Raw genomic sequence first — 20,497 nt, 5'->3', positions numbered from 1 at the left:
TTATGGGGTGTATAAATGATAGGAAAAATGTTAGATAATAAAAAATCTGGTATTGTTGGAGATGCATTAAAACCATACTTAAAAAAGAATGCGAAGGTTTCAATTATGTCATCCTACTTTACTATATACGCGTTCGAGGCTTTAAAGAAAGAGTTAATGAAGGTGGATGAGGTACGTTTTTTATTTATCGAGCCTACTTTTACTTCAAAAAAATATACACAAGGTACTACTGACATAGATAAGTCAAATCGAGAGAGATGGTTATCAGGTTCAGAACTTGAGATTAAGATGAGGAATGAACTTGTACAGGTGAAAGTCGCTAAAGAATGTGCAGATTGGATAAGTTCAAAAGTGAAGATGAAGTCTTTGACGTCACCATTAACACAGAACCGTTTATTCCATATTGAAAATAACGATGGTTCATCAATGGCTATTCAAGGAAGCTCAGATTTTACTAGCAGCGGATTAGGCTATACATACTCGCCGAGTCTCCATATGAATTCACTTATGGATGAACCTCTTTTAACAAAACAATATGTACAGTGGTTCAATGAAGTATGGAAGAATGACGCTATTGTTGAAGTGGTTAAAGATGAAGTTCTGGAGCGAATCAAAGTAATTTATGAAAATCACTCTCCAGAGTTTCTTTATTATGTCACTCTACATAATGTTTTCAGTGACTATTTAGAAGAATTTGATGAAGATGCGATAGTGAAGTCAAAGACAGGCTTTAAAGACACTACAATTTGGAATAAACTATATAAATTCCAAAAAGATGGTGTTCTTGGTGCTATCGATAAATTGGAAAAGCATAACGGTTGTATCATTGCCGATAGTGTTGGTTTGGGAAAAACATTCGAAGCCCTAGCTGTTATTAAATACTACGAATTAAGAAATGATCGAGTCCTAGTCTTGTGCCCCAAAAAATTAAAAGAAAACTGGCTGATTTACACTCAAAATGACAAGAGGAATGTCCTCTCTACGGATCGCTTCAACTACGATGTGTTAAATCATACCGACTTGAGTCGTACAGGTGGTTTATCTGGAGATATTAATCTATCAACTGTGAACTGGGGTAACTACGATTTGATTGTTATTGATGAGTCGCATAACTTTAGGAATAACGAGGCTAGAAATGACAGAGAAACCCGTTATTCCAGGTTGATGAATCAAATTATCAAAGCTGGGGTTAGAACGAAAGTCTTAATGCTTTCAGCGACGCCAGTAAATAATAAAATGAATGATTTGAAAAATCAAGTTGCTTTTATCACGGAAGGTAAAGATGAAGCTTTAGAATCAGCAGGTATTGAAAGTATTGAACAAACGCTAAGAAGAGCACAGCTTTCTTTTAATAAATGGCTCAAGTTAGATGAAGAAGAGCGGAAATCAGATAATCTTCTGGAAATGTTGAACTTTGATTATTTCAAACTGCTCGATGCAGTTACAATTGCTCGTTCACGAAAGCATATCGAAAAATATTACAATATGGATGAAATAGGAAAATTCCCACAACGATTGAAGCCAAATAATGTATATTCAGATATTGATGAGTACAATGAATTTCCTGAAATAAAGGAAGTTAATAAGCTTATTAACAGATTAAATTTAAGTGCTTACTCACCACTGAAGTATGTAATGCCTGAAAAGCAAGAAGAGTATAGTCGTAAATATGATAAGAAAGTAAAAGGAGGCTCAGTATTTAAGCAAATTGACCGTGAACGTAGCTTAGTTCATTTAATGAGGGTTAACTTACTCAAAAGGATGGAAAGCTCTATTCATTCATTTGGTATGACAGTAGCTTCTCTATTAAGGAAAATTGATGATCTGTTACTAAAGCTTGATAATATTCAGCAATACTCCAATGCCGATATTAATATTAATGAAATCGATATTGATGATGATGATGTGGAAAACATGCTAATAGGATCGAAAGTAAAAGTACTCCTTCAAGATATCGACCGTATTAAATGGAAGCAAGATTTACATGATGATAAAGAGAAGCTTGAGCAATTACTTATTGAATCAGCAAAAGTTCAAGCTCCGCGTGATGCCAAATTAAATAAGATTAAATCGATGATTGACCGCAAGCTCTTTCATCCTATAAACAGCGAAAATAAGAAAATCATTATCTTTACAGCTTTTGCTGACACAGCCAACTATTTATATGATGAATTATCAGAATGGGTTTCAAAAAAACATGGAGTAAATACCGCCCTTGTGACAGGTTCTGGAGGTAATCAAACCACACTTAAGGGAGTCCAGAAAGATTTAAATGCAATCTTAACCCATTTTTCACCTGTATCTAAAGAGAGAAGTAAAATAGATTCTAATATTCAGGATGAGATTGATATATTGATTGCTACAGATTGTATTTCTGAAGGTCAGAATCTGCAAGACTGTGATTATCTAATCAATTATGACATTCACTGGAACCCAGTAAGAATAATACAACGATTTGGTCGAATCGATCGTTTAGGATCTAAAAATGATGTCATTCAACTGGTAAACTTCTGGCCGAATATGGATCTTGATGAATACATTAATTTAGAAGCACGCGTTAGTGGGAGAATGGTACTTCTTGATATTTCAGCAACAGGTGAAGAGAACGTAATAGAGTACGATGAAAAGAAGCAGATGAATGATTTGGAATATCGTAAAAAGCAACTGAAACAGCTACAAGAAGAGGTTGTTGATTTGGAAGACATTTCTGGGGGAATCTCTATCACAGACTTGACCTTGAATGACTTTAAAATGGATTTGCTTGATTATATGGATACTAATAAAAAGAAAATTGAGACTGCTCCCTTGGGATTACATGCAGTTACATCGCTTCAGTTGGCTCCCTCTTTTGATACGGAACCAGGGGTAATATTCTGCATCAAGCAACGCAATGCAGCAACACCAGTAAAAGAAACAAGCGCACTTTATCCATATTATCTGGTTTATATGAATATGAATGGAGAAGTTCGACTAGGACATTTAAAGACAAAGCAGATACTGGATCTCTTCCGTAAAGTTGCTAATGGTCAAGGGGATGTGTTCAACGAGTTGATTCACCAGTTTGCTAAAGAAACAGAGGATATGAACGACATGTCTACTTACAAGTATCTACTAGACAAGGCAGTTGAATTTGCTCTCGGTATTGTAGAAGAGCAAGGAATGGAATCATTGTTTAGTCTCGGAAATTCTAGTCTTTTACAGGACACAGCTACGACCTCAGAAGATTTTGAATTAATCTCATTTTTAGTGATAAAGTAGGTGATAAAATGAAGGAATGGTTGATTCATCGTTTGCAGATTCCACAACGTGCTGTGCTAAATCGTAAAATACCAAAGAAAGCATTTTTTACACAAGCGAACCTTTCGAAATCTGAGAAAGAAATGTTCACATCTCAGATAGAGAGTATTTACCTTTTAAGTGTTATGAATGAGCAGAGTATGAATATCCCAGTCTACCAAGTTGATGAATTCAATTACTCAGAAGTGGTTTGGATATATGTAGAACTCAGAGATATGAAAAATATAAACCGGATCATTGGAACTATTCATAAAGCTATTTTTAATCCAGTAGTATTAGTCTTGTCATCACCAGAAGGTCATTTTCTTATGAGTACAAGTCATAAAAGGCTTAATAAAAATGACAAGACAAAAGTTGTGGTTGATCAACCTACTAAAACCGACTGGTTTAATCCACAAGAAGATGATACGCCTTACACCAAATTAATGAATTCATTGTTCGTTTCGAATTTATCTTTTGAAAGCCTATATAGCATTTACGAGGATATTCAACAATGGATAAAATGCGAAGAGGTAATTCGGCTAGTAGGGAAACTCCCTTCCTGCAAAGATAAGCGTGATCAAGTGATTAATTTACTTAATATTGTACAAGAGTGTAGTAGAGAAATTGCACGATTACATCAGGTACTTGAAGATCAAATTAATTTTGGTAGAAAAATAGAAATTCACATGAAAATAAAAAATATGGAAAAATCAAAATGTGTTAAGCTAAATGAAATTATCACAATAATTGATGTAAGAGATGAAAAATAAACTGTTTAATCAGGAGGTAAACAATGATTCTATTAGAGAATGGAGTATATGTAGTTAATAGTCCATTAAAAGATAACTATATTAAAGAAGCTCAAATGATAAGCGAATATACTGTGAATACTTGGCAAAAAAACAGATCGTTAATTGAAAAAAAATTAAACACTCAAAATGGTAAAAGAGCTGAGCATGCACTTGAATGCGTTTTAGAACACAATGGAGTAGCTTATATACCTTACGATAACTTCAGAACTGACATGTTTAAAAAACACGCACCCTTTGATGGATTGATTTATAGTAAATCCCAAGACATACATTTATTTTTAAATAAGATAAATAGTGAAATAGAAAATGGTGATTACGGAAAAATTTCGATTCAAACTTTAAATGAATTAGTTGAATCTAAAGTATTTCCTGTAGAAATAAAATCTACTCAAGTAGCTAAAAGACATCTGCCTAATTATGCTATAGAAAATTACATGGATAGGGACTTTCTTTGTAAAATCTCTAAAGAAATTCAAAGAAAGGACGATTTTTTAACATATCCATTTTTTTGTAGGTATTCGAACGATAAAGTTGATTTAAATTGGTATTTCGATAAAGCAAGAAATATAGAGACTAATTTTAAAACTCTTGAAGAACTCCTCCAGTTTGAAAAACAGAATCAAGCATTCTTTCATATAAGAGTTTATCAGAAAAACAATATATTTTTTGTATTAAAGTTTATTGATAGAAATGAGTTCTTTGAGAAAAGTGGTTTGAAAGTAAAAAAAATGTACCAGCCTAATAAAAGTGAAAATGCTGTTTACTTTTCAAAAAAAATGACTAAAGGCTATACAATTGATAATATTAAAAATTATTTTAACGAGGTGTAATCATGGAGAAAATGAATGGTAAGACATTTGATTCAGTTAATTATAAGTATGAGAAACTTAAAGAGCTTTTTCCAAGTGCATTTGTTGAAAGTAAAGTTGATTTAGATAAGCTACGAGAAGAAATAGGACTCTTTGTTAATAGAGAAAATCAAGAATACGAATTAAAGTGGCCCGGAAAGAGTGAAGCAATAAAATTAGCTCAGAAGCAAACAACTGCAACTTTGAGGCCTTCAAAATACGAAAGCAAAGACTGGGATCAAACAAAAAACATATATATTGAAGGAGATAATTTAGAAGTATTAAGAGTTCTCCAGAGTTCATATAATAATAAAGTTGATTTTATATATATTGATCCTCCTTATAATACTGGTAAAGATTTTATTTATAAAGATAATTACAGAGATAACGTTACAAGTTACATGAATAGATTAGAGAACTCGTTAAAATCAAATACAATTTTAGAAGGAAGATTTCATTCGAATTGGTTAAACTTCATGTATCCGCGTTTAAAAATCGCTAGAAATCTATTAAATGAATCAGGATATATTTTTATATCAATTGGTGACGACGAATATTCTAACTTAAAGAAAATCTGTGATGAAATTTTCGGAGAATTTAATTTTATTTCAACTACAATATGGAATTGCTCCACTGGTGGGGGAATACGACCGAAATTTTTCACCTCTACTCATGAATATGGTTTAGTTTATGCGAAAAATATTAAAAATGTTCAACAGTTAAATGCACCCTTGTCCAAAGAAGCAATAAAACTATACACGAAAAAAGATGAAGAGGGATTATATAGAGAAAAAGATTTTGTATTTAGAAACGATTCAACAAATGATAATCAAAAATATTTTATTGAATGTCCAGACGGTACAAAGGTAAAACCTAAAGAAGGATACATCTATCGTTTTATTAAAGAAACTTTTGATAAAGCTTTAAATGAAAACAAAGTTGTTTTTAAAAAGACGAATAAAGGTCCTCTGGTTACTGATGAGGGTGATCAGGCAAAATGGAATATATATATTAAAAAGCATTTAGGTGACGCAACTGGTGCACCAACATCAATTATTCCTAGAGATCAAGTTGGTATATATAACAATGGTACAAGAGTTGTGCAGGATTTGTTTGATGGTTATCGTGTGTTTCAAAACCCTAAACCTATTGAATATTTAAAGTACCTATTAAGTATTTTTGCAAAAAAAGAAGGTATAGTTATGGATTTCTTTTCGGGATCCGCATCGTTCGGACATGCTGTTATGGAGCATAATTTAGAAATGGGCTATGAAAATCAATTTATTCTTGTACAGCTTCCAGAAAAAATTAATGATGAGTCAGATGCTGGTAAAATGGGATTTAAATCGATTTGTGATGTGGGAAAGGAGAGATTAAATAGATCCGGAAAAGAAATCATTCAAAGAGTAGGCAATGAAGTTCAGTTAGATACTGGATATAGAGTATTTAAATTAGACGAGACCAATCTCAAGTTATGGAATGAAGAAACTTTTGATATAGAAAAAAGTTTGCTTGATTTTATAGAACCATTAAAAGATGGACGTGCTCAGGAAGACGTAGTTTATGAAATTATAATCAAATTTGGGATTGATTTAGCTATTCCAGTCGAAGAAAAGTTAATTGAGGGGAAGAGGATTTACTCTATTGGTATGGGGTACTTACTAATATGCTTAGAACGGGACTTGACTTTAGAACATATTGAAAAATTAGCAAAACAACAACCTGCACGCATTGTTTTTTATGATGAAGGATTCAAAGACGACACTGTTCGTACAAATGCCCAGCAAATCCTGAAAAAATATGGTGTAGAAGATATTCGAGTGATATAAAGGAGTGATGACATGAAGATTAAATTTGATGAACAACAATACCAGCTTGATGCCATTCATTCCATTACAGATATTTTTGAAGGCCAAACAGTGAAAGTATCTAACTTCACCGTTAGTATGGGCGATATTGTCGGACAAGAGAATACGGAGCTAGGTATCGGAAACAAGCTGGAGTTGTCTGAAACGGAAGTTCTTGAAAATGTTCAAAAAGTACAGGTGAGAAATCATCTTAAAAAAAGTACAAGTATTCAAGACTGGAACTTTACAGTCGAAATGGAAACTGGTACGGGAAAAACATATGTATATACCAGAAGTATATTTGAGTTGAATAAAAGATATGGTTTTTCAAAATTCATTATTGTTGTACCTAGCGTTGCTATTCGTGAAGGGGTATATAAATCGTTTCAGATGACAGAAGAGCATTTTGCAAATGAGTACCCTGGGCAGCATTGTCACTACTTCAAATATGATTCATCGAAACTAGAACAAGTCCGTGAATATGCAACTAGCACCAACATTGAAGTAATGATAATTAATATCGATGCCTTTAAGAAAAGCTTCGATGATCCAGAAAAAGAGAACAAGGCCAACCTTATCCACCGTGAAAGAGACACAATGAACGGGAAAAAGCCAATTCAATATATTCAAGAAACAAACCCTATCGTTATTATTGATGAGCCGCAAAGTGTTGATAACACGGACAAAGCAAAGGAAGCCATTGCTTCATTGAATCCACTTTGTAAATTGCGATATTCTGCAACCCATAGGGATACGTACAATCTAATGTACAAGCTGGATCCTGTAGATGCCTATGAGAAGAAGCTTGTTAAGAAAATTGAAGTACTATCCATCAATTCCGATGAAGATTTTAACGATCCGTATATTAAGCTTATTAACGTTTCTAATAAAAACGGATATAAAGCTACTGTCGAAATAGATGAAAAAAAGAAAAATGGTACTGTCACTAGAGTCAAAAAGGAAATAAATCCCAATAATAAGAACAACTTGTACCTATTATCTGGCGAACGGGAACTTTACCGCGGTTATATTGTTGAAGGAATTGACTGCTATCCTGGAAACGAAATGATTGAATTTGAAAATGGAAAAGCGTTGAAACTTGGAGAATCGATTGGTGGAATTGATGATGACCTACTCAAGAGATATCAAATAAGAGAAGCAATACGGACTCATTTAGACAAGGAAAAAAGACTTGTACACCAAGGAATTAAAGTGCTTACTCTTTTCTTTCTAGACAAAGTAGAGAACTACCGAGTTTATCCAAAGGGACAACCTTGGCAGAAAGGAAAGTATGCAGAGATTTTTGAAGAAGAGTATGCTTCCCTTATTCAGCTACCTAAGTATCGATCGCTCTTTGAAGAAGACCAGTACATTTCTAATCAGAGCGCAAATGAAGTTCATGACGGATATTTTTCACAAGATAAGAGCGGAAACTTTAAGGATAGTAAATTTGCGAAAGATGGAAGCCTGCGTTCAAATAAAGATGATGAGTCAGCATTTGAGCTTATTATGAAGGAAAAAGAAAAATTACTAAGTTTTGAGACGCCGTTAAGATTTATCTTTTCCCACTCTGCTTTAAAAGAAGGCTGGGATAACCCGAACGTCTTTCAAATATGTACTTTAGTTGAAACCAAGGATCCTTTCACTAAACGGCAAAAAATTGGACGTGGTTTGCGTTTAGCCGTGAATCAGGATGGACAAAGACAATATGATGAAAATATGAATGTCCTTACGGTAATCGCAAATGAATCATACCAACAATTTGCTGAGTCACTTCAGAAGGAAATGGAAGATGAGACAGGTCTTAAGTTTGGATACCTTGAAGAGCAATCTTTTTCCACAATTACTATGACAGATGAGATGACTGGAGAATCTAAAGAAATCGGCTATGAATATTCTGCCAAAGTGTATTCCTTCCTTCTTAAAGAAAAGTTTCTTGATAAAAAAGGAAAAGTTGAAAACAAGCTAAAGGAAGCAATCGCATCTGAAACTTTCGATGTTCCAGATGAATTTAAGGAAATTAAGCAAGATATTGAAAGTGTCATAAGAAGTTCTATTAAGAAGCTGCCTATTTTCAATAAGAAAGAAGAAGTAGAGATTATGCTGAATAAAGAAGTTCTTCTAAGCGACGAGTTTAATCAACTATGGAACCAGATAAAATACAAGACGACTTATTCAGTGGATTTGGACTCCGATACACTTAAGAGCAAATGTATAGATGCGATACAGAAGCTGGGCGCGTTCAAGTCTAGGAAAATTAAAAGAGAAAATGCAATATTGAAGGTGGACCAATCAGGGGTATCTGGAGAAGGTCAGACAATGCGTGTATATGAAGCGCTAGAAGAGAAACGACGTCTCCCAGACATTTTGCGTTATTTACAGGAACAGACCAACCTTAAAAGACGTACACTTGTTGACATCTTAATTGGCTCCAAACGCTTGAAAGACTTTGAGAAAAATCCACAAGCATTCATGGAAGCCGTGATGAAAATCATTAACAGAGAAAAGAAGAAGTTAATTGTTGATGGCATTAAATATGAACGTATAGGTGAACATGCCTTTTATCAGCAATCATTATTTGAGCATCAAGAGCTCGTGGGCTATATGAAGGCTAATGCAATTGAAGTATCTAATGATAAATCTGTCTATAATTATATTCGATATGATTCAAATGTGGAGCGGACGTTTGCTGAAAAGCTCAATAATGATGAGGATGTTAAATTATTTGTGAAACTTCCTTCATCGTTCGTAATCGATACTCCACTAGGCAATTATAACCCTGACTGGGCTGTACTTGTCGAAAAAGAAGAGGTAGAAACCTTATTCTTTGTTGTAGAAACAAAGGGAAGTACCGATCAAGAAGATCTTCGAATGAATGAGAATGGAAAAATCGCCTGCGGTCGAAAGCACTTTGCTGCACTAGATAACAAGGTCAATTATAAAATTGCTAACAGCTATGAACAGTTTAAATTAAATATATAGTATATCTTTTTCATTTTTATTACCTATGCCTTTTATAGCTTTCTCGAATTGTCATAATGTGATAATAGAATTCTATATATATGATTTGACTAAAAAGTAAAGACAATATGAACTGTGATTAAAAACCATTCCGTTTAGGATGTTTTATTGAATTTAGTTCAAAACTTTCGGTATGAAATTTGAAATTAAGCATAAATTACATTAATGTACTAAAAATTAAAAAAATGGTATCAGAGAATCCAACTCGATACAATTACTTAAAGTTGTGCCACATCAGAACTTACTTTGAGTCTTGATGTGGCATAAATCGTGTGATGACTGCAAGAAGGAATCTATATTTAAAAAGGAGGAATAAAGTCGATACAATAAATTGTTGAAACAAAGCGAAAATCCTTATCGTTGTTTTTTCTGAGCAAAGATTACGATATTTAAATTTTCGCTTTTTTTGCTATTTATCATTCGTGAATATGATTAGCTATTAATATTATTTAGGGGTTGAATTAATGGAGTTTAGTATATATAAACAAATACTTACTAAAGAAAGTTTAATTAGAGAAATGAAAGAAAAAGGAATGACAAGGATAGGAGAATCACAAGTTCACGAAAGTAAAATAATGATTGGAGATAAAATAATATCTGAAAAAATCCATGTTGATTTCTTCTTTAAGTTAGACAGAGAAGAAGCAGCAGAAATTAAGTGGTCAAATTATTGGGGGAAATATTTTGGAGATAGTTCAATACAAAGAAAAATAGTGGAGTCAGCTTTTGGAATTATTGTTACGGAGTTAAAGGGAAATTTATATGTTATATCGCTTGGCCGGGGCCATAGCTATGTCAATACTACAGCTGATTTAGATTTCGGTTTTGATATCGCCGAGAGAGTTTATGATGATAATTCAGTAGAAGTGAAGTCAGCTAGATTTTTGAATCAATCGAAAAGTAGAGCGCTTACTCAATATCACGCAGATGCATTCGTTTCTTCAGAAGTTGGGGAAAGTCATGAGTTAGTAGTAAGTAAAATTAAACTTAAGGATAAGTACTCTAAATTTTTACTGTTTAAGTATTCCGATAATATGAAATTTGGAACATCAGTAAGACTGAGTGTTAATTCATATGAACCAACTGAAATATTAGATATTATTCATGAATTAGATTATTTACTACGTAATGAAAGCGCGGTAGGTGGATTATCACGAATGCTTCTTATTAAAGAAAATGAAGATAGTTTACCGCTGATTTCAGATTTAAATCGATATTTATTAAATTCAATATTGAATAAAGAAACGAATGTTTCATTATCATATTTTATGGAGGATAATGGTGAGGTTTTTATTAACCCGGCAAGTGATGATATCATCGAAATAGTATATAAGAAAAGTTGTGAGTTGGAGACTTTTACAATCGATTCCGTAGCAGCTGCTTTAAAGGCACTGGAGTGTGAAGATATTTCGAAAGTATCTATAAGGTTAAACAGAGAAAAAACAACGAAAGTTTTTCTAATGAAATTAATTGATTATAGTATCGACTTTCGCGGAAAAAACTTTTGTCTTTATAAAGGGAAGTGGGCAAGCTATAACAAATCATATATGGATTTTATCAACAGAGAAATCTTAAAAGTCAATGATTATATTATTTGCGATGAGAAATTTAATTTAGATGAATCGGTATTAAAAAAAGGAAGAAAAATTCAAAAAACAAGTCCGAAAACTTATGATCAAGTAAAATATGCTGAATATCCATATAATATATATTTAGTAAATGAATTTGGTTATGAGTTACTGGATAGAAAGAATGACCACTCAAGTTTCAAGAGTGTTGAATTTGCAGATTTATACAATAGAGACGAAAAAGATTTAATACATGTGAAAATTGGAGATACAGCAGAAATGCGTTATTGTATTAAACAGTCACTGCACAGCACTGACATTTATAACATGGATAGGGAAGTGCTGTCAGAGTATGATATTTCCAATGTTAGTAATATTTCAATGTTATTTGTTACAAAATTACAAAATATTATTCGGCACGATGGAACGATAGATATATCAAAAAATAAATCTATATACTTTAAAATTGAAATTATTGAGTGGTTAACTAAAATCAAGTCTTTAAATTATAATCCAAAAATTATTATTGCACAAGATTTAAGAGAGGATTTGAATAGCAAATCAAATAAAAAATTGAAGCGCAACACTTCTTCGACCGTCTGATGATTTTGGCGAGCGTATCCGTGAGCTCGCCATGCCCCATCTTCGAGAAGTATGTTTTCTTCGGAAAAAACTCGCAGTGGAGCTTGTTGTAATCCTAGTGGCTCCCCCATTGTTACTATGAGTACGAGTCGGCGAAATACATAGGCAGCTGAATGCAATAGTGATGGCTGAACTCCTTACCTCGGTCCGCCGTGGTAGTCCAGAAAGGCATTATGCACCGAATAGATTGCCCCTCAATTGAGCCAAAGTACGGTAAGTGATCGGCAGTTCAAGATAGAACCAAATCTTCGCTCAATGATCGTCTCGACAGGTTTTATTAGATGTGTTCCCTTTTGTCAGAGTTCGGTCACGATCGTGTCGATTTGTCTCGCATAAATTAGATTGTCGAGATGGCAATTCTGTCATTGGCGTGGCGACTGACTATCTGTTTCAGGGACCAGGTCGTACAAAGCTTCTCGGTGATTGCTCGGCGTATCACGTCGCCAAGCTTCGTCTTGGCGTCACAGTTAGTCTTCATCTTCAAATAGAGTTTTTATGCACGTTCCGACTCGTATCTGGGATTTCGTCTAAATGTGTGTTGTTGTGACTTCATTCTACACGAAGAAACCGTCATGGGTTTCTGTGTTCACGTTTATATTTTCTTGATTAAATTTATTATTCATCATAAATAGGTTAAAGCAACTTGATATTATAAATTCATTATTTAAGGAATTTATTTAAGTTGATTTTACTTAAGTTATGCAATTAGAGGGGAAAGGAGTATTTAACATGACTAGACTTAATAAGTTAATCCGTGACCAGATCCCTGAAATCATTCACGAATCAGGAAAAATCCCGATTGTGAAGCAACTTACTCAAGCCGAACACTTCGAGCAATCACGATTGAAACTCTACGAAGAAATCAAAGAGTATGAAGAAACGAACATTGATGAAGAGTCTCTTGAAGAGTTAGCTGACATTTTGGAGTTGGTCTATACACTCGGAAATATGCATGGGGCAGACTTCGATGAATTGAACCGCATACGTGAAGAGAAACGCAAAATACGTGGCGGTTTTGAAAAAGGTCTATTTTTAGAAGAGGTCCTCGAGCATGAGTGATTTACGACTCCATACGAGCAATCTTGGCATCCCTTTACAAGAACATATAGACGCGGCGACTGAAATTTATATGGTCGTCGCGTTTGCTCAAGTGTCGGGAGTGATAGAATTATCCGCTTCGCTAAGAAAAGCGAGTGAACGTGGTGCGCAAATCAGAATCTTGGTGGGGGACTATCTGTATCTCACCAACCCTGATGCGCTAGATATGCTTCTGAAAATCCCGAACATCGAGCTCCGGCTATACCGTTCAAAAGGGAGATCGTTCCATCCAAAGGCATATTTGTTCCGTACAATAGAAAGCGGTACATTTTTTGTCGGGTCATCGAACTTATCACATAGCGCGCTAAATCATGGAGTGGAATGGAATGTTGAGATTCCTTCGAGTGTGTCAGAGGAAGTGTTTGAAGAGTCAGTCGCTGCGTTCCATGAATTATTTTATAGTGAATATGCGCAAATGATGAATCCAGTCTCGTTACAGCCTTATCGTGAAGAGTATGAGGCGCGAAAGGATCGAATGAAAGAGTTGGAGGTCGCTGAACATTCTCCCGTTTACATAGAAGATGATTCGATTACGCCGACGTCTGTCCAGGATGCAGCTTTGACTGCGCTCCGGGAAACAATGGGGGAAGGCCGTAAAAAGGCGATGCTCGTTTTGGCGACCGGATTAGGGAAGACGTATTTAAGTGCATTTTTTGCTCGTCAATTTAAGCGCGTCCTTTTCGTCGCGCATCAAAAAGAACTTTTGTTACAAGCAGAAAAGTCATTCCTTAATGTGGCGCCTGACTGGAAGACCGGGTTACTACTCGGTGGTGAATCAAGAAATCAAGATACTGCTGACGTCGTGTTCGCCTCGATTCAAACGTTAGCTTCGAAACAAAGAATGGAGCAATATAACCCGGAGCAATTTGATTTGATTATCGTGGATGAGTTTCATCATTCAGCGGCCCCGTCCTATCGTCGTGTGCTAGATTATTTTCAACCGAAGTTCTTACTCGGTTTGACTGCTACGCCTGACCGCTTAGACGGGGGAGACGTATATGCACTTTGTGATGATAACGTCGCTTTCCAGATGCACTTTACGGAAGCGATTGAAGAATCGTATTTGACTCCGTTTCATTACGTTGGAATCTACGATGAAATCGACTACTCTCAAATTCGTCTAATCAATGGACGTCGTTATGATCAAGAAGAATTATTAGCAGAGCAGTTAAAAGAAAGTGTTGCCGAGAAGATTTATAAGGCTTGGGCAGAGCATCATCAATCGAGGGCACTCGGTTTTTGTTCATCCGTTATACAAGCTGAATATTTGGCGGATTATTTCAGGAGACAAGGAGTGCAGGCGGTAGCACTTCATAGTCAGGCCGAGTATGATCGCACCGAAGTGATTGCTCAGTTAAAGCATGGACAATTAGACATCATTTTTGCGGTGAATCTATTTAATGAAGGTGTTGATATCCCTGAAATCGATACGCTATTGTTCTGTCGTCCGACTGAATCATTGACAGTATTCACTCAACAAATCGGACGAGGGTTACGTCTATCAAAAGGGAAGACACACTGTACGATTATCGATTTGATTGGGAACTATAAAAATATTGATAAGAAACTGGCTTTGTTGACGACTAGCCGACAAGATACAGTGAATTCCTTACCAACTACGATTGATCTACCTTCGTCATGTACAATTGAGTTTGATTTACAAACTGTTGACCTACTGAAGAAAATGGTGACACGTTCCTCAACACGTCAGCAATTACTTGAACAAAATTATTTCATGGTGAAAGAAGAATTGGGTAGACGTCCGAGCTACATGGAGTTAATACAACGAGGGGAGTACTCTATAGATGCGTATCGTTCCGAATGGAGAAAGCTTGGTGGGTTCTTCGGATTCTTGCATAAACTCGGAGAACTAATTGAGGAAGAAACGATAATATACAATGATGTGAAGTCGCTTCTCGTCGAGGTGGAATACACGAGCATGACCAAAAGCTATAAAATGGTCGTCATGTCTATCATGTTAGAACGAGGGGAAGAGAATTGGTACAAGCCACTTAGAGCAGCTGATGCGGCTTATCCTTTTTACGACTACATTGTAGAGAAACCATATCGTCAGCAGATTGATGGAAAAACGAAAGATTTCCAACAACCATTCAATCAGCAAAAAATAGAGAAACTATTACTTCGTATGCCGTTTGACAAGATTGCAAAAGGACCGTTCTATGTCGAGAATGAAACGCTCCACATCGAACTTCAAGAAACGCTTCAAAGTCCGATTGTGTATGAGTGGGTAAAGCAAATCGTTGATGTTCGATTGCATTACTACTTCAGTAAGAAAGCAGAGGGATGAGAGAAACATGGCAATGTCGGGGATAGCAGAGACTGACACTACAGTTAAACTGTTTTGCGACTTCATTGATAGCTCTGAACGGCAAGGTCCATATAAAATGAACGTCATCAAGATTATGCTTAAAAGAGGACATGAGGAGTGGTTTCAGCCTATATCCGCAGATAGTATAGCAAACGAATATTATGATATGGTGAGAGACCAGTGTGAAACGCATTCTTTAGATGGGATAAGCAAAGTTTTTCACAAGCCATTTTCAAAAGCGGAAGTTGAAAACCACTTATCCTCATTACCGTTCGCAAAATTGACGACAGAATCACCAAGAACAGGTAAATCACCATTTAAGAATGCGAATGGGAAACTTATTGTCAGAGAAGAGTACTGTATTCCAACTAAAGAAGCACATGTTGCTATTCAATTAGCAGTTGAAAACAAGTTAGAAGACTACTTTAAAATGAAACAGAAGTAGAAAGGTGGGGTAATATGAAACGCCTATTACTACGTAAAATCCAATTCGCTCTCCGACACCACGGTGGGACGGCATCTTTACAAGACATTTATGCGTATGTCGAAAAATCATACTATCAACTCGAGCTCGATCGCTATAAAGACTGGAAAGGGCACGTCAATAAACAGATTCGGGCGCACTCCAGTGATTCGGCGAGCTTTACCGGGAAAGAGGATTTGTTCTATTCCACGGGAAATAAAGGCATTTGGGGCCTCAGACAATCCAATACTTAACGAAAGCGGGACCAAATTCACTTGGTTCCGCTTTCAATGTTTACAAAACATCACACCCTATTGTCACACAATGTTCATTCCTGTACACTTCATTACTGTATGCTAAAAATTATGTAAGGGGTTAGTCAATGGAACTTGTACAGCAATTATCTCAAATGCAACTGATCAACCAATTCTGGTTGCTTATGGCCTTCATCATCCCGATGGTCATTTTATCTCGCATGGTCGTGGCCGGAACGCGATTCTCGCCAATTCTCGTCATCGTCATCTTCGGTCTTGGACTCGGATTCGGGATGGTCGAGCTCGGTATCGCCACGCCAGGCCTTCCTGAGTTCCCACTCGTCGACTTCTTGTCACGGACGACGATCATCGCGCTAGTCGTCTCGTTCTTCGTCGGTGGACAGGAACTTCGTAAAATCTTAAGCAAACAAGAGCTCGACATGGAGGACATCGTCGTCCCTGCAAAAGAGGAGATGTTCCTCGGGACAGGGCGTACGCAGTTCATCTTCATCCTTCGTTCGTTCTTCTTGCTCGTCGGTTTGGAAGGGTTCTTCCGTATGGCAATCGAGCCGGGTACGGCTGAAGGGATTGCGCTTTACTACCCAATCCTCGCGCTCCTTGGTCTTGCCGCGTCGTTCTTACTCATCGACCATAAAGCACAGATTCAGGATAAGAAAGTATATATGCAAAAAGGTGTCATCGAGACAGTCCTCTTGCTTGTCATCTTGTTCGTCTCGTTCTTGATCGCGACAACGGTTCAACCGATCATCGCGCTCCCACAAATCTTCTTTGCGATGCTGATCTCTTCGGCACTCGGTGCCATCTTCCACAACTGGACGTATGGACCGACTGTCCGTGCGCTCCTTTTCGCAGGGATCCCGGTCGTCTTGGCTGCCAACTTCATGGTCGGTGGTTCACGAATCAGTGACGCGTTCGCGATCGAAGGGATGAACTCGATTCTCGTGTACGGTTTCTTCGGACAGTTGTTCTGGATGTTCGGTGGAATCGCACTCATCATGTGGTTCGCTCGTACCGGTCACATCCGTAATCTCGCCCCAGGTATGGCAGGCTCACTTTCACACAGTGGTCTCACAGGTGCGTGTACGGCTGGAGACTTCGGTCAAGCGGCGGCGAAGCGTGCCCCGATCATGATCAACATCCCGTTCTTCGGACATATCTTCGTCTTCTCGATCCTCGCGGTCAGTGCGGACAACGGCGCGCTTTGGATTTTACCGACAGCACTCATCGTCCTGGTCGGTCTCGGCCTCACGGCGCTCGCATTGAAAAACTTGCGTGCGGCGAACGGGGAAGACTTCAAAGAAGTGAAAGCACTCATGCAGTTCTCGTTCGGATGGCAGATGATGGCCGTCTTCGGGGGTCTCGTCATCTTGACGTTCAGCACGATTGCGTTTGACTACACGACGATGGCACAGTCGTCAGCGATCTCGCACTTCGGCTTGTTCGCAGCGGTTCAAGGCGGTATGTTCGGAACGGAAGCGTCGCTTCTCATTCCGCTCATCTTCTCGATGCCGTTCCTCGTGCACCCGATCGTCTTCTATATGTTCGGGAAAGCACTCGACAACAATGGCGAAATGCCACGTGTGCCGGTATATGCGATGGCGCTCGTCGGTGTCGTCGGTGTATCTGCAGCGATTTTCGTCTTATAACACGATGCCGCTCTGACTTCGGTCGGGGCGGTTTTTTTGATGAACTGAATATCGGGGAGACCGTTATTTCAGTTCTTCACTTGAAGCGAGCAAATCACGACGATTTCATGTGACGTCACAAAAAAGCGTTCGACCTTGACGGGTCGAACGCTTTTTATGCCATCAAGTGAATATCAATCTGATGAACCCACTTTTGTCAGGCTCATCTTCGCACTTCAGGTCTTCGTATACTTTATCAGAAAACTCGTCTTTCAACGTGTTAGTTGACTTCCGTCACGTGGAGTACTGGCTTCGCCGTAACGTAGTTGGCGACGTTCTGCGCGAACGCGAGGAGTTCTGGGTTTTGGTTGTGTTTCTCAATCGCCGCTTGATCGGCCCAGTTCTCGATCATGACGAAGCGGTTCTCTGAAGACGTTGACTGGTAGAGTTCATAGCCGAGGCAACCTTCTTCTTGTTTCGATGAGTCGATGAGTTTATTGATGTCATTTAAGAAGTTATCGAACTCTGACTCTTTTACGTCAAAAATGGCGTTTACTAAAATCATGGGATTTCCCTCCGTTTGGCTTATTTAAATGATGTGACCGTTTGCGCGTCAAGACGTACTGATTTGTACCCTTCTTCTGCCGCTTTCCCGACAGACAAGATCATGACGGGTACGTAACGGTCTTTATCGAGACCGAACGCTTCTGCGAGTTCTTCTCTCTCGAAACCGCCGATTGGGTTCGTGTCATAGCCGTGTGCACGGGCTGTGAGCATGAACTGCATCGCTGCGAGACTCGCATCGACCTTCACGATATCGTTCATCTCTTGTTTCGAGAGGTTTTTGTAGTATGGGATGATCGCGCCGAGCTGTTGGTCACGAACTTCTTGTGGCATTTTGCCTGCTGCGACCGCTTGATCGTAGATTTGCTCGCCGTACTCGTAGCACTCCATGTCTCCGAAGATGAGAAGCATCGCTGACGACGTGTCGTTTTGACGTGTGTTGAACTTGATGAGCGGCTTGAGCGTCTCTTTCGCTTCCGGGCTTTCGACGACGACGAAGCGCCACGGTTGCATGTTGACCGATGATGGGGCAGTCGTTGCTTCCTGAATCATCTCAAGCATCTCTTCTTGTGAGATTTTCACGTTCTCGTCATACACACGGATTGATTTACGTCCGAACATGACGTCTTTGAATGTATTGTTTTCGAATGTAGTTGCCATTGGTGAATTCCTTCTTTCTCTAGTTAGGTGTGACTGTTCAATTTTTGAAGCAGCCCGGATAATTGGTGAATCTCTTCATCAGACAAGGCTTGTAAGACGAGGTGGTTGGCCTGTTCGTCTCGTTCGCAGTGCCCAAGATCTTGCTCTGCTTTCTCTGTCACACGGACGAACATCTCGCGATGGTTTTCCGCGTTCCGCTCTCTGACGACATATCCTTTTTCTTCAAGGATCTTTAAGTGTCGGGTGATCGCGGCATTGTCGATTCTCATCTCTTCTTTAATTTCGCGTTGCGAACAAACGTCTCGTTCTTTGACGACTTGTAGCATCTCGTAACGGGTCAGGCTAAAGCCCGTCTCCCGTTCGAACGACGATGCGACGTTTTGTTCTGCCAACTTGATTTGGTAAAGTAATCGGCTAATTTCACGTAGGTCCATTGCGTCCCACCTTTCTCATTTGATTTATCAATCGTTGACTTGTCAAACGATACAACGTTTCGGATTTCCTGTAAAGTCAAACCCTCAAAAAAAGACGACACCGAAATTATGGTGTCGTCTCCTCTTCGATTGGGGTGCCATCAAATCGATATTCCGTCGTGAACGTCGTCTCGTCGAATCCGTATAGACGGTCATAGGCGTTCAAGTCCTCGATCGTTCGCACGTCGAGGAAGGACGGGTCGATGTCAGACGCTTTGCGCGTGAACATCATGTACCGTTCCGTAAAGTCGTCGTCACCTCCTGGTTTTCCGTCGAACGAGAAGTGAACCGAATAGACGTCGGACTCTACTGCACGCATGACGTCGAGGATCCGTTGTTTCTGTTCGTCGGTATTGTTCCAGTCTTCATGAAACATGAGCGAGACGTCGAGATACGTCTTCGGATTCGTTTCATAAATCGACGTCGGTTTCGGGCTCACTTTCGCTTGCGTATCATCGGACACACCGATCGGCACCTCCGCACGGACGGTCTCTTCCTCCTTTAAGATTCCCTCTGACACGAGCCGCTCGTGAATCGTTCGTTCCGCCTCACGTTCCCAATACGTCTCGAGCACATTATCGTGGATGGAGCCGTTCCCATACGTTACAAGATAATAAGTGCCAGCGAACGGTTCTTTCGTCAAAGTCATTTCTCCGGTATACCCGCCCATGTGCCAGTCGCGTGACAGCTCGATATCGGGTTGTTCATTGTACGTCTCTTTTACGTATGTGCCGTATGCCTCCTGCGCTTCTGATTTTTCAAGCGTCGTATATACGAAAATCCCGCCAGCGAGAAGCCCACAGACAATACCGATCACGATTCGTTTTTTCATCATTACGTCACCTCTCCACCAATATACCCGATAAGACGGGGTGAGACCTCAGTCTAAAGGCTTATTCAAATCATTTCCATTTCCTTGTAGACTGAAAGTGCCCTCAAAGAACTATTGTAATTGCGTGTACTAATACATATAATACACTTAAGACGTGCCAT

General features: G+C 38.3%; 15 protein-coding genes. 11 read left to right on the top strand and 4 right to left on the bottom strand.

Features of this window, described 5'->3' with window-relative positions; genetic code table 11:
• The first annotated feature begins 15 nt into the window (after nt 1–15).
• The 11 genes from KNP00_RS03230 to KNP00_RS03180 all read left to right on the top strand — a co-directional run bounded on the left by KNP00_RS03230 (nt 16) and on the right by KNP00_RS03180 (nt 17,828).
• Nucleotides 16–3,258, top strand: a complete 3,243-nt coding sequence (locus KNP00_RS03230) for a helicase-related protein (protein WP_215142166.1) — start codon at nt 16–18, stop codon at nt 3,256–3,258.
• 8 nt (nt 3,259–3,266) lie between these two features.
• A complete protein-coding gene (locus KNP00_RS03225) occupies nt 3,267–4,049 on the top strand; it encodes a DUF4391 domain-containing protein (RefSeq protein ID WP_215142164.1) in 783 nt (260 codons plus the stop codon).
• A gap of 23 nt (nt 4,050–4,072) precedes the next feature.
• Nucleotides 4,073–4,921 (top strand): hypothetical protein, encoded by an 849-nt coding sequence (locus KNP00_RS03220; protein WP_215142162.1) that lies wholly within the window; start codon nt 4,073–4,075, stop codon nt 4,919–4,921.
• Nucleotides 4,922–4,923: 2 nt separating this feature from the next.
• Nucleotides 4,924–6,768: a site-specific DNA-methyltransferase gene (locus KNP00_RS03215; RefSeq protein ID WP_215142160.1), complete on the top strand. Its 1,845-nt coding sequence runs from the start codon at nt 4,924–4,926 to the stop codon at nt 6,766–6,768.
• A gap of 12 nt (nt 6,769–6,780) precedes the next feature.
• Nucleotides 6,781–9,768 carry a type III restriction-modification system endonuclease gene (locus KNP00_RS03210; RefSeq protein ID WP_215142158.1) on the top strand — a complete coding sequence of 996 codons (2,988 nt, stop codon included), beginning with the start codon at nt 6,781–6,783 and terminating at the stop codon, nt 9,766–9,768.
• A gap of 503 nt (nt 9,769–10,271) precedes the next feature.
• Nucleotides 10,272–11,978, top strand: a complete 1,707-nt coding sequence (locus tag KNP00_RS03205) for a DUF6119 family protein (RefSeq protein WP_215142156.1) — start codon at nt 10,272–10,274, stop codon at nt 11,976–11,978.
• Between the two features lie 768 nt (nt 11,979–12,746).
• Nucleotides 12,747–13,076 carry a nucleoside triphosphate pyrophosphohydrolase gene (locus tag KNP00_RS03200; RefSeq protein ID WP_215142154.1) on the top strand — a complete coding sequence of 110 codons (330 nt, stop codon included), beginning with the start codon at nt 12,747–12,749 and terminating at the stop codon, nt 13,074–13,076.
• Entirely contained in the window at nt 13,069–15,423 is a 2,355-nt protein-coding gene (locus KNP00_RS03195; protein ID WP_215142152.1) for a DEAD/DEAH box helicase family protein, read from the top strand. Before KNP00_RS03200 ends, KNP00_RS03195 begins: the two co-directional genes overlap by 8 nt.
• Nucleotides 15,424–15,430: 7 nt before the next feature.
• A complete protein-coding gene (locus tag KNP00_RS03190; RefSeq protein ID WP_215142150.1) occupies nt 15,431–15,889 on the top strand; it encodes a hypothetical protein in 459 nt (152 codons plus the stop codon).
• Between the two features lie 14 nt (nt 15,890–15,903).
• Nucleotides 15,904–16,161, top strand: coding sequence for a hypothetical protein (locus KNP00_RS03185; protein WP_215142148.1), 258 nt, complete (start codon nt 15,904–15,906; stop codon nt 16,159–16,161).
• 128 nt (nt 16,162–16,289) lie between these two features.
• On the top strand, nt 16,290–17,828 hold the full coding sequence (locus KNP00_RS03180; protein ID WP_215142146.1) for a hypothetical protein: 1,539 nt from the start codon (nt 16,290–16,292) through the stop codon (nt 17,826–17,828).
• Between the two features lie 259 nt (nt 17,829–18,087).
• Here the strand turns inward: KNP00_RS03180 and KNP00_RS03175 are convergent, their stop codons facing one another.
• The 4 genes from KNP00_RS03175 to KNP00_RS03160 form a co-directional block, all read right to left on the bottom strand.
• Nucleotides 18,088–18,372, bottom strand: coding sequence for a putative quinol monooxygenase (locus KNP00_RS03175; protein ID WP_215142144.1), 285 nt, complete (start codon nt 18,370–18,372; stop codon nt 18,088–18,090).
• 20 nt (nt 18,373–18,392) lie between these two features.
• Nucleotides 18,393–19,031 (bottom strand): nitroreductase family protein, encoded by a 639-nt coding sequence (locus KNP00_RS03170; RefSeq protein ID WP_215142142.1) that lies wholly within the window; start codon nt 19,029–19,031, stop codon nt 18,393–18,395.
• 23 nt (nt 19,032–19,054) lie between these two features.
• Entirely contained in the window at nt 19,055–19,465 is a 411-nt protein-coding gene (locus KNP00_RS03165) for a MarR family winged helix-turn-helix transcriptional regulator (RefSeq protein WP_215142140.1), read from the bottom strand.
• Nucleotides 19,466–19,571: 106 nt separating this feature from the next.
• A complete protein-coding gene (locus KNP00_RS03160) occupies nt 19,572–20,336 on the bottom strand; it encodes a hypothetical protein (RefSeq protein WP_240542661.1) in 765 nt (254 codons plus the stop codon).
• Nucleotides 20,337–20,497 lie beyond the last annotated feature (161 nt).

Source organism: Exiguobacterium qingdaonense, from assembly GCF_018617855.1.
GTDB lineage: Bacteria > Bacillota > Bacilli > Exiguobacteriales > Exiguobacteriaceae > Exiguobacterium > Exiguobacterium qingdaonense.
Note: the sequence above shows the minus strand (reverse complement) of the source record. Positions and strands in the feature narration are given on the sequence as shown.

Excerpts from the sequence above, each read along its gene's own strand:
- KNP00_RS03205 (WP_215142156.1), top strand. The coding sequence starts at position 10,272 with ATGGAGTTTAGTATATATAAACAAATACTTACTAAAGAAAGTTTAATT.
- KNP00_RS03220 (WP_215142162.1), top strand. The coding sequence starts at position 4,073 with ATGATTCTATTAGAGAATGGAGTATATGTAGTTAATAGTCCATTAAAA.
- KNP00_RS03160 (WP_240542661.1), bottom strand. The coding sequence starts at position 20,336 with ATGAAAAAACGAATCGTGATCGGTATTGTCTGTGGGCTTCTCGCTGGC.
- KNP00_RS03215 (WP_215142160.1), top strand. The coding sequence starts at position 4,924 with ATGGAGAAAATGAATGGTAAGACATTTGATTCAGTTAATTATAAGTAT.
- KNP00_RS03190 (WP_215142150.1), top strand. The coding sequence starts at position 15,431 with ATGGCAATGTCGGGGATAGCAGAGACTGACACTACAGTTAAACTGTTT.
- KNP00_RS03195 (WP_215142152.1), top strand. The coding sequence starts at position 13,069 with ATGAGTGATTTACGACTCCATACGAGCAATCTTGGCATCCCTTTACAA.
- KNP00_RS03230 (WP_215142166.1), top strand. The coding sequence starts at position 16 with ATGATAGGAAAAATGTTAGATAATAAAAAATCTGGTATTGTTGGAGAT.
- KNP00_RS03225 (WP_215142164.1), top strand. The coding sequence starts at position 3,267 with ATGAAGGAATGGTTGATTCATCGTTTGCAGATTCCACAACGTGCTGTG.
- KNP00_RS03175 (WP_215142144.1), bottom strand. The coding sequence starts at position 18,372 with ATGATTTTAGTAAACGCCATTTTTGACGTAAAAGAGTCAGAGTTCGAT.
- KNP00_RS03180 (WP_215142146.1), top strand. The coding sequence starts at position 16,290 with ATGGAACTTGTACAGCAATTATCTCAAATGCAACTGATCAACCAATTC.
- KNP00_RS03200 (WP_215142154.1), top strand. The coding sequence starts at position 12,747 with ATGACTAGACTTAATAAGTTAATCCGTGACCAGATCCCTGAAATCATT.
- KNP00_RS03170 (WP_215142142.1), bottom strand. The coding sequence starts at position 19,031 with ATGGCAACTACATTCGAAAACAATACATTCAAAGACGTCATGTTCGGA.
- KNP00_RS03165 (WP_215142140.1), bottom strand. The coding sequence starts at position 19,465 with ATGGACCTACGTGAAATTAGCCGATTACTTTACCAAATCAAGTTGGCA.
- KNP00_RS03185 (WP_215142148.1), top strand. The coding sequence starts at position 15,904 with ATGAAACGCCTATTACTACGTAAAATCCAATTCGCTCTCCGACACCAC.
- KNP00_RS03210 (WP_215142158.1), top strand. The coding sequence starts at position 6,781 with ATGAAGATTAAATTTGATGAACAACAATACCAGCTTGATGCCATTCAT.